Origin of the sequence: Marinobacterium sp. MBR-111, assembly GCF_040547585.1 — a bacterium.
Classification (GTDB): domain Bacteria; phylum Pseudomonadota; class Gammaproteobacteria; order Pseudomonadales; family Balneatricaceae; genus Marinobacterium; species Marinobacterium iners.
Genome location: NZ_JBEPQA010000021.1, coordinates 38716 through 51016, shown reverse-complemented (window position 1 = coordinate 51016; position 12301 = coordinate 38716). Strand labels below are relative to the sequence as shown.

9 protein-coding genes are annotated in these 12301 nt (G+C 54.7%); 6 read left to right on the top strand and 3 right to left on the bottom strand.

The window, feature by feature from the left end:
• The first annotated feature begins 33 nt into the window (after positions 1-33).
• From fliS to ABIE61_RS14040, 6 genes are all read left to right on the top strand, one after another.
• On the top strand, positions 34-438 hold the full coding sequence (gene fliS / locus ABIE61_RS14065) for a flagellar export chaperone FliS (protein WP_354410547.1): 405 nt from the start codon (positions 34-36) through the stop codon (positions 436-438).
• Between the two features lie 300 nt (positions 439-738).
• Positions 739-2469 (top strand): type I secretion system permease/ATPase, encoded by a 1731-nt coding sequence (locus tag ABIE61_RS14060; RefSeq protein WP_354410546.1) that lies wholly within the window; start codon positions 739-741, stop codon positions 2467-2469.
• Positions 2466-3791, top strand: coding sequence for an HlyD family type I secretion periplasmic adaptor subunit (locus ABIE61_RS14055; protein ID WP_354410545.1), 1326 nt, complete (start codon positions 2466-2468; stop codon positions 3789-3791). The genes ABIE61_RS14060 and ABIE61_RS14055 overlap by 4 nt, the downstream gene beginning before the upstream one ends.
• Positions 3792-3796: 5 nt before the next feature.
• Positions 3797-5209 (top strand): TolC family outer membrane protein, encoded by a 1413-nt coding sequence (locus ABIE61_RS14050; protein ID WP_354410542.1) that lies wholly within the window; start codon positions 3797-3799, stop codon positions 5207-5209.
• Positions 5210-5212: 3 nt separating this feature from the next.
• Positions 5213-6343, top strand: a complete 1131-nt coding sequence (locus tag ABIE61_RS14045; protein ID WP_354410540.1) for a glycosyltransferase — start codon at positions 5213-5215, stop codon at positions 6341-6343.
• Entirely contained in the window at positions 6340-6639 is a 300-nt protein-coding gene (locus ABIE61_RS14040) for a hypothetical protein (protein ID WP_354410537.1), read from the top strand. Before ABIE61_RS14045 ends, ABIE61_RS14040 begins: the two co-directional genes overlap by 4 nt.
• Positions 6640-6777: 138 nt before the next feature.
• On the opposite strand, the gene putP is transcribed toward ABIE61_RS14040, so the two are convergent.
• The 3 genes from putP to putA all read right to left on the bottom strand — a co-directional run bounded on the left by putP (position 6778) and on the right by putA (position 12238).
• Positions 6778-8268: a sodium/proline symporter PutP gene (gene putP, locus ABIE61_RS14035; RefSeq protein WP_354410535.1), complete on the bottom strand. Its 1491-nt coding sequence runs from the start codon at positions 8266-8268 to the stop codon at positions 6778-6780.
• Positions 8269-8402: 134 nt separating this feature from the next.
• Positions 8403-9107 carry an aldehyde dehydrogenase family protein gene (locus ABIE61_RS14030; RefSeq protein ID WP_354410532.1) on the bottom strand — a complete coding sequence of 235 codons (705 nt, stop codon included), beginning with the start codon at positions 9105-9107 and terminating at the stop codon, positions 8403-8405.
• A complete protein-coding gene (gene putA / locus ABIE61_RS14025; RefSeq protein WP_354410530.1) occupies positions 9104-12238 on the bottom strand; it encodes a bifunctional proline dehydrogenase/L-glutamate gamma-semialdehyde dehydrogenase PutA in 3135 nt (1044 codons plus the stop codon). The genes ABIE61_RS14030 and putA overlap by 4 nt, the downstream gene beginning before the upstream one ends.
• Between the last annotated feature and the right edge of the window lie 63 nt (positions 12239-12301).

Here is a 12301-nt window from a genome sequence, read left to right as displayed (position 1 = left end):
CTAAACCGTTTTCCGATAGAGTAGAGCGACTGAATGAACAACAAGGCCCTGAGTCAGTACAAAAGCGTTGATTTGAATGCGGCGGTAGCCTCTGCCAGCCCTCACCAGCTGATCAGCATGCTGTTTCGTGGCGCCTTGGAGGCGTTGGCAAAAGCGAGCGGTGCCATTGAGCGTAAGGATGTTCAACTGCGCACAACCCAGCTGAACAAGGCCTGTGAAATCATCGTCAACCTCAAGGGTTCGCTCGACTTCGAAAAAGGTGGCGAAGTCGCTGAAAACCTGGATGGGCTTTATGACTACATGATTCGAGCCCTGATGGAGGCCAACCGCAACAACGACATTGCCAAAGTCAAGGAAGTATCAGGTCTGGTTGCTGAGATCGCTGAAGGCTGGTCACAAATTCCCTCAGAAGAGCACAACACCACGGCTGTTGAGTAAATCATCAACCGGCTTTGCCGGGCTTTGGCCGTATCCTGAGAACCGAGCATCTGCTCGGTTTCTTGGTTTTGTACGAGGTACATAAATGCCTCAGTACCGTAAGCTTGTGTTAGCCCGGCTGTGAGGTGTCAGTGTGCATGATGCTGTGGTAGTATCGGCCACGTTTTTAATGATGGGCCCAGAGCGAATGGGCCAGTTCTACTTCGAATTACATGAATTCAGAGTGAAGTGGCGTTTTGATTTCGGTCGCTAACGGGTAATCACGGGTAGTCAAGCCTCTAGGCTTTTGGAGTGGTTTACATGGAGAAAAAACGCACGGATCTGGAAGCGGTGCTACATGCCTGTCGCGCCAGTTTCTTTAGTGTGGGTCTGTTCAGCATGTTTATCAACCTGCTGATGTTAGTACCAGCCTTCTATATGTTGCAGGTATACGACCGAGTTGTCACCAGTGGCAGTATACCGACTCTGGTGATGTTGACGTTGGTGATGATACTGTTGATGGTTACCATGGGTGGGCTTGAGTGGGTACGCTCGCGCATTATGGTACGAGTCAGTACACGGATGGATACCTTGCTTGGGCATCGGCTTTATGATGCAAGTTTCAAACAGGCACTGGCGTCAGGTGGCATGCAGGCCAGTGCCCAGCCGCTAAGTGATATGACCGGGTTAAGACAGTTTCTTACCGGAAACGGACTGTTTGCGTTTTTTGACGCGCCTTGGGTGCCTATTTATATCGCTATCATGTTCATGTTCCACCCTTGGTTTGGGGTGATGGCGATTATTGCAGTGATTATCCTGTCAACTATCGCGGTCATTAACGAAAAGGTCACCAGCAAAATGCTGAACGAGGCCAATCGTGAAAATATGGCCGCCACTCAGTTTACCAGCAAGAACCTGCGCAACGCTGAGGTGGTTGAGTCCATGGGAATGCTTGGACGTATACGTGATCGCTGGCAGGAGAAAAATCACAAGGTATTGGCGTTACAAGGCATTGCAAGTGATCGAGCCGGTATATTGACCTCTCTTTCAAAAACAATACGCCTTATTGTACAGTCGCTTGTTTTGGGTTTAGGTGCCTATTTGGCCGTTCAGCAGGAGATTTCCCCAGGGCTTATGATTGCAGGTTCAATCCTTTTGGGCCGGGCCTTGGCTCCTATTGATCAAATGATAGGGGTTTGGAAACAGTTTGTTGGCGCGCGTTCTCAATATCATCGTCTGAATGACATTCTAGGCAAGATAGCTCAGGAACCGGAGCGCATGTCACTGCCCGAGCCTGTTGGTGCGGTGAGCGCAGAAAATGTAATGATTGCCCCCCCGGGAACTCGAACGCCGGTTGTCAAGGGCGTCACGTTTTCAGTTGAACCCGGTGATATGGTAGGGATTATCGGCCCGAGTGCTGCAGGCAAATCCACACTTGTGCGTGCAATATTAGGAATTTGGCCAACTATCGGTGGCAAGATGCGGCTGGATGGGGCTGATATTTTTAATTGGAAACGTGATGAACTGGGGCCGCACATCGGTTATCTGCCACAGGATATTGAACTGTTTGACGGTACTATCAGCGAAAATATTGCACGGTTTGGTGAGGTGGATTCTGATGAGGTGGTACGCGCAGCACGCACTGCAGGGGTGCATGAGCTTATTCTTCAGTTACCAGAAGGCTATGATACCGTCATTGGTGCCACCGGAGGGATGCTGTCTGGAGGGCAGCGTCAACGAATAGGCTTAGCCCGAGCCCTGTACGGCAACCCGAAACTTGTTGTGTTGGATGAGCCAAACTCAAATCTTGATGATCAAGGTGAGGCTGCATTGGCTCAGGCATTGGAAAAATTGAGGCTGGCAAGGGTGACCGTTTTTGTAATTACCCATCGGGCGAGTGTTCTATCGCAAGTGCAAAAGCTGATGGTTATGAAAGAGGGGACCATATTGATGTTTGGGCCGAAAGATCAAATTCTGGCGGATCTTAACAAAGCAGCGAAACCGTTACCGACAACAGCGGTAGCCCGGTCGGCCTCAGGGACTGAAGCATGAGTGCAGAAAAGCTGAAAGCCATACGTGAAGGCCAGTTCGAGTTGGATGTTTCCGACAAGGCACCCCGCTTGATAGGGTTGTTAATTCTGTTTGTGACGTTTGGCATGTTTGGCACTTGGGCGGCGGTGGCCCCTCTTGACAGTGCGGCCTTGGCACCTGGTGTCGTCACCGTAAAAACGTACCGTAAAACGATTCAGCACCTTGAAGGTGGAATCGTGAATGAAATCATGGTTCGTGACGGTGATCAGGTAACTGCGGGTGAAGTGTTGCTGGTGCTTGATGATACCCAGACACAGGCGGAGCTTGGGATCGTCAAAGGGCAAATGATAGCGGCCTTGGCACAAGAGGCTCGCCTGCAGGCTGAGCGTGACGGGCGCGAAGAAATTGCCTTTCCCGATAGTTTTGCTCGCAACGATCCGCGTGTCGAAGAAGCGGTATTGAGTGAGAGTCAGGTCTTTACGGCACGCATGAATTCACATCTGGGCGAAATCGGTGTGCTGGAGCAGCGCATGACTCAGATTGATGAACAGGTACGCGGCCTTCAAGCCATCATCCGCAGTAAGGATGAATTAATGAAGTCTTACCGTGATGAAGTGCGTGATCTGTCAGAGTTGCTGAGTGATGGCTTTGTCGATAAGCAACGCCTGCGTGATCTGGAGCGGAGAGTGTCTGAGCTTGAAGGTGAAATGGCCGATAATCGCTCCAATATTGCACAGGCAAAAATGCGTCGAGGAGAAACGGAGCTGCAAATTCTGCAGCTGAAAAAGGATTTTCACACCGAGGTGGTAAATCAGTTGTCTGAAGTGCAGTCGAAACTGTTCGATCTGCGCGAGCGTGAACGAGCCCTGACCGACAGGGTGGAGCGTACGGTTGTTCGTGCACCTGAGGCGGGCATGGTGTTGGGTATGAAGGTTCATACGGTAGGAGGGGTTGTCAGATCGGGTGAGCCAATCCTGGATATTGTGCCTGCCGCTTCTGATCTGATTATTGAGGCTCAGGTGTCGCCTATTGATATTGATCGAGTAAGTACCGGTAAGCTGGCTGATATTCGATTCAGTGCATTTAAGTCAGCCACTACACCGGTTATCGAAGGTGAAGTAACACAGATATCGGCTGACCGCCTGACCAATGAGCAAACAGGGATGCCCTATTACCTGGCGCGAGTTGAGCTGACAGATAAGGGGCGAGAGCTGCTGGGGCCTTTGTTGCTTATTCCGGGTATGCCGGCGGAAGTGTTGATCAATACGGGTGAGCGGACACTGCTTGAATATCTGGTACAGCCGGCCACGAATGCCTTTGCCCGTTCATTTATAGAGGATTGAATGATATGCGACAAATAGGCGAGCTGTTGGGACGCTGCTCACTGGTGATGTTGCTGGCGGCTCCGTTACCTTTCCTGTCAACTGTGCAGGCTGAGGAAAAGAGGGATGCTGGCACGGGTGCCGAAGAAGCCACCAGTGGTGCGTCTGATCTGTTGCAACTGTATCAGCAGGCTCAGAGCCAGGACCCGCGGATACTTGCAGCCCAAGCGGCTGCTCGGCGGGCAGGTCACCAGCAACGCGAAGCCTTGGGTCGCCTTTTGCCTCAGATGAATGCTGATGCGCGTCTGACCCGAACGAATTATGTGTCGGGCATGACAGATACCAATTACAGCGGTGAGCGCTACTCGGCTTCCATCACTCAGGTATTGTATGACTCGCCCGTTTGGCAGAGCTTTCAGCGCTCCCGTGCCTTGAGCGAGCAGGCTGATGCCCAGGGTGAAAACGATATTCAGGGTGCGACGGCTGATCTGGTGCAGCGTTACTTTGATGTCCTTGCCGCTCAGGACTCTCTGGAGTTGATACAGGCTGAAAAGCGTGTGGTTGAAAGGAACCTTGAGCGAATCAACTCGTTATATGACCGCCAGCTGGCTTCGATCACCGAAAAGCTTGAAGTCGAGGCACGGTTGGACCGACTTAATTCGGATGAGATTGAGGCAGAAAATCGTATCTGGGTTGCACGTGAGGGGCTGGGCGAGGTCATTGGTCGTCCCGTATATGAGCAGCTTGAGCGTTTGGCTTCACAGCCTAACCTTGATGTGTTTGATCTCAAAACACATGAGTACTGGCGTGACCAAGCCTTGGCCACGAACCCTCTTATGCAAGCCAGGTTGGCGGCTGTGGAAGCACAGCGGCGAGGGCAGAAAGAGGCGTTTGGTGGGCATATGCCAAAGGTGTCTTTGCAGCTTTCGAGCCAGAAAAGCAACATTGGCTATGAAAACTCCCAGTCAGGTGAGACAGAGTCTAACGTGGCCGCGATAAGCGTTCAGATCCCCCTGTTTTCTGGCGGCTCCACTCAGGCCCGCAGCAATGCCGCCTATGAAAGCATGATTATTGCCCAGCAGGAGCTTGAGCAGGCTCGACGCCAGGTGTTGCGTGAAGTGAGGACAGCTTTTCTTAACACGGAATCTTCATTGGCAAAGGTGTCTGCTGCACGCGTCGCGCTGAGTTCTGCCGTTAAAGCCAGAGAAGCGGCTGAGAAAAGCTTCACTTTCGGTATCAACAATGCTGTCGATGTTTTGGATCGTGCCCGAGAGCAATACAGTGCCCAGCGTGATCTATTAGAGGCGCAATATAGTTTTCTGCTCAGTTATACCGTGCTGAAGCGTTGGAGTGGAACCCTGAACGAGGAAGACCTGGAACAGGTGAATGCATTGTTGGAAGTGCGAAGCGTGGAATATGCGGCTAACACTGCAGGCTGATTATTGAACGTTCTCCATCTGTATAAGTCAGCACCGCCTGAAGATATTGGTGGTGTTGGCGTTGTGATCCAGAATATATCGCGCTTCTCAAGTGTGCAGGGGGTTAACCACCGGGTTCTGGTTTGCACCAGGGAAAAAGAACGACGTGTAGAGCAATGGCCTTGCGGAACAGAGGTATATTTTTGTCCTCAAGTAACCAGTATTGCGTCTATGCCCATCAGCGCCAGTTACTTTACCCAATTCAAACAATTGCTTGAGTGGGCGGATGTACTGCATTTTCACCATCCGTTCCCTCTTCAAGACCTACTCTATCTGTCGACAAAGCTCCGGCACCCAATGCCACCTGCGATGGTAACGTACCACAGCGATGTAGTGCGTCAGCGACTCTTCAATCATCTGTACACACCCCTGGCTCGCAGGTTCTTGTGCTCAGTTGATAGGGTTGTAGCGACCTCCCCCAACTATGTGCAAAGCAGCATGCTGTTGAAGACGCTCGACCGCCAGGTCGATGTGATTCCTCTGGGTGTGAACCCTCTTACTTACCCACCGGTTTATCCACAGGTTCAGGCGCGACTGAGGGAGCAGGTTGGAGAAGGCTTTTGCCTGTTCTTGGGGGCTCTTCGTTACTACAAGGGGCTCAGCTATCTGATAAATGCGGCACGAGAAACCGGGATACCGGTTGTCATTGCTGGTCGGGGTGAGATGGAGCCGCAACTACGGCATGAAGCTTCAGGAGCGTCTAATATTCACTTTATTACTGAGGTCAGTGAGGAAGAAAAGGTCGCTTTGCTATCATTAGCGCAAATATTCGTATTTCCCTCTCATGTTCGCTCTGAGGCTTTTGGTATCAGCTTGCTTGAGGCTCAAATGATGCGACTCCCACTTATCACTTGTGAGATTGAAACCGGTACCAGTTATGTCAATCAGGCCGATGTGACGGGCTTGATTGTACCACCAGCAGATAGTTTGGCGCTGGCGGAGGCGATGCGTCGCTTGCATGACGATCCGTCGCTTTGTAGGAAAATGGGTTTTGCTGGATATGCTCGTTTTCTGGGAATGTTCACTGCGCAAGAAATGGCATCACGTTATCTCCAGCTTTATCGAAACATGTGTGAAAGGCAGGAGAATCAATGACGCAGCTGGTTTTCTTTTGCCGCGCCTTGATCAAGCACAGTCAGGAGTATGACAAGAGGCAACACTTCTTTTACAGCCTTGTCCTTATGCTTGTAGCGGCTCTGGTGTTGCAAATATGGGGGGCGGCCCTTGTGGTTGTGTTGATCGGTTTGGCAAAGGAGTGCTGGGATCACCACTGGGGTAGCGGTTTCTGTTGGCTGGACATGTTGGCCAATACCATGGGTATTGCGGCAGGAAGTGTCATTGTTTGGTTATTTGAAGATGTTTTTGCGGGTGTAATTCACATTCTGTTGTAATACACTTCGGCTTCCAGCCACCGCTAGGTGGCTGGTTCTTCTCAACATCCACGCTCACGGGTGTTTACGGTCTACCCACTCCGGCAACCAGTTCCCCGGGTGCTGGAGTGGGTTTAGACTCTTTATCTCTAGCCCTTCCTACAGATTTTTCAGCATGCGCTGATGCTGGGCCTGGATCTCTTCGTCAGGCTGGCTGCTCAGCTTCGATACAACAAAGATCCCAACAGTGGCAAAAACAATGCCCGGTACAATTTCGTACATGTCGAACAGACCGCCGCTGAGCTGTTTCCAGACAACAACGGTTACGGCACCGATCACGATACCGGCCAGTGCGCCGTTACGGGTCATGTTCTTCCAGTACAGGCTGATCAGCAGTGCAGGACCGAACGCCGCACCAAAGCCTGCCCAAGCGTAGGAGACCAGTCCCAGTACGGTACTGTCTGGATCGAACGCCAGCATCATGGCAACAAACGACAGGCCGATTACCGCAAGACGGCCGACCATGACGATCTCTTTCTGTGATGCGTTCTTGCGAAGCAGTTGCTTGTAGAAGTCTTCAGCCAGTGCGGAGGAGGACACCAGCAGCTGGGAGTCTGCGGTACTCATGATCGCGGCCAGAATGGCGGCCAGCAGAATACCGGCGATGATCGGATGGAAAATGGCATTCACCAGCAGCATGAAAATGGTCTCGCCATCTTGCAGTACGCCGCCGAGCTCGGCTTCAACATAGACCATGCCTGCCAGGCCGACCAGAATGGCCCCGGCCATCGACAGCCCCGTCCATCCCACGGCGATACGACGCGCTGTGTTGATGTCCTTGTTGCTGCGACAGGCAGCGAAACGGGCAAGGATGTGGGGCTGACCAAAATAGCCCAGACCCCAGGCAGCCAGGGAGATGATCGCAATGAAGCCAAGGGCTTCTCCGTCGGTCCCGTTGAACAGGGTCAACAGTTCAGGATTGCGTGCCTCAACGGCACCCCACATGGCGCCAAAGCCACCGTCAGCCTGAATTACCGCGATGGGAACGATCATAAGGGCTGCAGCCATCAGCAAACCTTGAACCAAATCGGTCCAGGATACCGCCAGGAAGCCGCCGAACAGAGTGTAAGAGACGATACAGATGGTGCCTACGATCAGTGCCGTGCTGTACTCAAGCCCAAATACGGTCTCGAACAGTTTGCCGCCGGCGACCAGGCCAGAGCTGGTATAGAACAGGAAAAACAGCAGTACAAAAAAGGCGGATATAATCTGGATCAAGCGAGTGTTGTCACAGAAGCGGTTGGCAAAGTACTCGGGCAACGTCAGGGCGTCACCCGCTTCGATGCTGTAGGTGCGCAGGCGTTGAGCTGTAAAGCGCCAGTTGGCCCAGGTACCCAACAGCAGGCCGCCGGCAAGCCAAAGTGATTCAAGTCCTGAGGTGAAGGCATAGCCGGGAAGCCCCAGCAGCAGCCAGCCACTCATGTCGGAAGCGCCGGCAGACAGTGCCGCCGGCCAAGGCCCGAGAGAGCGCCCGCCGAGGAAGTAGTCGGAAGAACTTGCCGTGCGACGATAGGCATAAAGGCCTATGCCCAGCATCAGGATGAGATAAACGATAAAGGTGCCGTAAACGGCATAGCTGCTTTCAATCATGCAAAAAGCCTCTCTGCAATCCCCGGATGGGGGTTCTGTTATTTGCGCCACTCCCGTGCCGGTGGTTCAGAGAAGCCGGGAGTGGTCATTGAGCCCCACATTCGGTGCTGTATGCACCATATGGGGATTACACGTCACACGGCACTGCTGCCCAGCTCAAGCAGGGTTGCGTTGCCGCCGACAGCGGTAGTGTTAATGGTACGGGTTTTTTCCGTGACCAGCCGTAACAGGAAATCAGGGCTTACGAGCTGGGAGCAGTTGGTGGTATCGGTTTCGGCCACCAGTTGAATCAGCACGCCGTCTTGAGCAGCCAAGGTGCGGTTGAGTGCAATGATTTGCTCGGGCGTTCCGCTGCTGATCACCAGTCGCAGGTCTGGCGTTTGCAGCAGATCCTCGGAAGAGGTCGCTTCGCTGAGCACCAGTGCGCCTTTGGGCACACCTGACTGGTGGCAGGCATCCACCAGGGCGCTTGACCACTCTGCCTGCTCGGGCCAGTGCAGGGCCACGGCGTTACCGCAGGCTAGTGCTGCCAGCAGTTGGCAAGTGATCAGGGAGTGTGTGCTCTGTTCGTTACCCAAGACCAGCACCACACCGCGTCCGGTGAGGTACAGTTCATTGGATTCGCCGGTCGGTCCTGGTAGGGCGATAACAGGCTCCAAAGCCGCGGCATCCTGCAGTAATTGCTTAGCCAGGCGTACGGTGGCAGCCGCTTCGGCATGTGCCGGCAGCTGTTCCAGTATCGGTTCCAGCAGTTGGCAGCGGTCGGCAAAGCCACGGCGGTTCCATGCTTCCCAGATGGCGGTTGCCTGAATATCCAGTGTATCGGTGGTGTGCATCATTCTTCCTCCGCCTTGGGCGTGGCTGCCGTAGCCAGTTGAGTAAAGCGTAGCAGATAGTGCGGGCCACCGGCCTTTGGACCCGTACCGGACAGACCTTGCCCGCCGAACGGTTGTACGCCGACGGTGGCGCCGACCTGGTTGCGGTTGATGTAGGTATTGCCAACGCGTGCACGCGACTCGATATGTGCTGCGGTACCTTCGTTACGGCTGTGAATGCCGAGCGTGAGACCATAGCCGCAGTGGTTGATTTGATCAATCAGCCTGTCCAGGTCACGTGCTTTATAGCGTACCAGGTGCATGATCGGACCGAATTGCTCGCGGCCCAATCGTTCGATGGAGTCGATCTCAAAGGCAGTGGGCGGTACGAAGGTGCCCTGATCCGCGTCTGCATGCAGTGGCGTCTGAGCCAGCAGTTTGGCATGACTCTTCATCTGATCGATATAGCTCAGCAACCCCTGCTGTGCTTCGGTATCAATGACAGGGCCGACATCCGTGCTGTGCAGGCAGGGATTGCCGATTTTCAGCTCGGCCATGGCACCCTGCAGCAAGTCGATGATGCGATCGGCGATATCGCTCTGTACACAGAGTACGCGCAGAGCCGAACAGCGCTGACCTGCCGATACGAAAGCGGATTGCACGGCATCCTTCACCACCTGTTCGGGCAGTGACGTCGAGTCAATGATCATGGCATTCTGGCCGCCGGTCTCGGCAATCAGCGGGACCGGTTCGGCATTGCGTCCGGCCAGAGCGCGATTGATCAGCCGAGCGGTTTCGGTGGAGCCGGTAAAGGCCACGCCGGCAATGCGTGGATCGCTTGTCAGGGGGGCGCCAACCGTAGCGCCATCGCCGGGCAACAGTTGTATGGCGCTGCCGGGGATGCCGGCTTCAAGCATCAGCTCGATGGCACGGCTTGCGATCAGACTGGTCTGTTCGGCGGGCTTGGCGATGACCGTGTTGCCGGCAGCCAGTGCAGCTGTAATCTGGCCGAGGAAAATGGCCAGCGGGAAGTTCCAGGGGCTGATACAGACAAACACACCCCGGCCGTTGCGGATCATTTGGCAGTGACTGCCGTCGGCGAGGGTTCGCTCAAGAGGGGTGCTGAAGAGCTGGTCGGCCTGCAGGCTGTAATACCGGCAGAAGTCCACTGCTTCACGTACTTCGTCAATCCCGTCCTGGATGGTTTTGCCCGCTTCCTGGTGGCACAGGGCAACCAGCTCCGCCAGATGTTCTTCCAGCAAATCTCCCAGTCGCATCAATGCCTGTGTGCGTACGCCCACCGGGGTTTGTTGCCATGATTGAACGCCGCCCTGCGCGGCGGCAATCGCCTGTTCTACGCAGGTGCTGTCGGCAAAGTATACCTGGCCGGCGCTGATGCGGTGATCATAGGGTGCTTTTACCTGAATTTCGGTGCCGGTCGTCAGGCGCTGGCCATTGATGATCGGCCCTCCCTGCCACTGGTGGTTGAGCCAACGTTGAATGTCGGCACTGAACGGTTGCCATTCAGCGGCAATATCGATGTTCGGGCCGCGTGAGTTCAGGCGCTTGTCACCGTAGATGTGACGTGGCAGCGGGATGCGTGGGTTATGCAGCGGATCACGCTTGTTCAGGGTCTGCCAGGGGTGCTCTACCAGATCGCTGATAGGGCAGCGAGCATCGACCAGTCGGTGTACGAATGAACTGTTGGCGCCGTTTTCCAGCAGGCGACGCACCAGGTAGGGCAGCAGGTCCTTGTGATTGCCAACCGGTGCGTAGATGCGTACCGCAACACCGGCCTGTTCCAGTACTCGGTCGTACAGAGCATCACCCATGCCATGCAAGCGCTGGAATTCGAACTGATTGTGCTGCGCTTCGGTCATGATTGCGGCAACGGTATGTGCGTTGTGGCTGGCAAACTGTGGCCAGATCAGGCCCTTGATGTGGTCGCTGAGCAGAAAACGGGCGCAGGCCAGATAGGATACGTCGGTGGCCTCCTTGCGGGTATAGACCGGATAGCCATCCAGTCCTTTTTGCTGGCACAGCTTGATTTCAGAGTCCCAGTAGGCGCCCTTGACCAGGCGCAGCGGTATCAGGTCGCCCTGCTGTTTCGCCAGTGCGGCTAGCCAGACGAGCACCGGCAGCGCTCGCTTGGAGTAAGCCTGCACAACCAGTCCGAAGCCGCCCCAGCCCTGGCAGTCAGGATGTTGATACAGCTTCTGGAACAGTTCCAGCGACAGCTCAAGTCGGTCGGCCTCTTCGGCATCGATGGTGATCGCGACATCCAGTGCCCGTGCCTGACGAATCAGCTTGAGCACAGTCTCGAACAGTTGCTGCATAACCTGCTCTTCTTGGCCGGGCTCGTAGCGAGGGTGCAGGGCGGACAGTTTGATCGATACGCTGGGCTTGGGGCCCTTGGCTTTTTTGTCCTGATAGTTGCCGACAAAGTTGATGGCGTTGCTGTAATCGTTCAGGTATTTGGCTGCATCGGCTCGGGTCAGTGCCGCTTCGCCGAGCATGTCGAAGGAATAGGTGTAGCCCTTTTGGCGAAAGTCGCTGCCGCGTTTCATGGCTTCATCGATATCGCGGCCGAGTACGAACTGATGCCCCATGATCTTCATCGCCTGTTGCATGACCTTGCGGATCAGAGGCTCGCCGAGGCGATTGACCAGACGGTTGATGACACCGGACGGTGTGCCGTCTTCGCGTTCGTCAAGCGTTACGACCTTGCCGGTCAGCAACAGACCCCAAGTGGAAGCGTTGACCAGTACGGAGTCCGAATGCTTAAGGTGGCTTTTCCAGTCGGCGACACTGAGCTTGTCGCGGATCAGGGCGTCTGCTGTCTCGGCGTCAGGTACCCGCATCAGTGCTTCAGCCAGACACATCAACAGGATTCCTTCGCGGGTGTCCAGACTGTATTCCAGCAACAGGGCATCGATCATATGGATGGCGCCATCATCGGCACGCACCTGCTCAATCAGGCGGGTGGCGGTGGCTTCAGTGCTGCTGATCTGATCGCGGGTCGGCTCGGCGAGTGGCATTAGCTCACGCAGCCATTGGCCCTCGTCGATGGCATAAAGCGGGGAGATCTGCGCCTGGAGCGTTTCCAGTGGCTGCTCGATGTATCCCGGATGCAGGGCATCAATCGCTTTGAACATAGACTTTTCCTCAACTCTTCTCCGCTGATGGCGGGCTGCAACACGCAGGCCGTATCGTCGGTC

What these genes read in the sequence shown, in the direction of transcription:
- fliS (WP_354410547.1), top strand. Translation starts at nt 34, where the DNA reads ATGAACAACAAGGCCCTGAGTCAGTACAAAAGCGTTGATTTGAATGCG.
- ABIE61_RS14060 (WP_354410546.1), top strand. Translation starts at nt 739, where the DNA reads ATGGAGAAAAAACGCACGGATCTGGAAGCGGTGCTACATGCCTGTCGC.
- ABIE61_RS14055 (WP_354410545.1), top strand. Translation starts at nt 2,466, where the DNA reads ATGAGTGCAGAAAAGCTGAAAGCCATACGTGAAGGCCAGTTCGAGTTG.
- ABIE61_RS14050 (WP_354410542.1), top strand. Translation starts at nt 3,797, where the DNA reads ATGCGACAAATAGGCGAGCTGTTGGGACGCTGCTCACTGGTGATGTTG.
- ABIE61_RS14040 (WP_354410537.1), top strand. Translation starts at nt 6,340, where the DNA reads ATGACGCAGCTGGTTTTCTTTTGCCGCGCCTTGATCAAGCACAGTCAG.
- putP (WP_354410535.1), bottom strand. Translation starts at nt 8,268, where the DNA reads ATGATTGAAAGCAGCTATGCCGTTTACGGCACCTTTATCGTTTATCTC.
- ABIE61_RS14030 (WP_354410532.1), bottom strand. Translation starts at nt 9,107, where the DNA reads ATGATGCACACCACCGATACACTGGATATTCAGGCAACCGCCATCTGG.
- putA (WP_354410530.1), bottom strand. Translation starts at nt 12,238, where the DNA reads ATGTTCAAAGCGATTGATGCCCTGCATCCGGGATACATCGAGCAGCCA.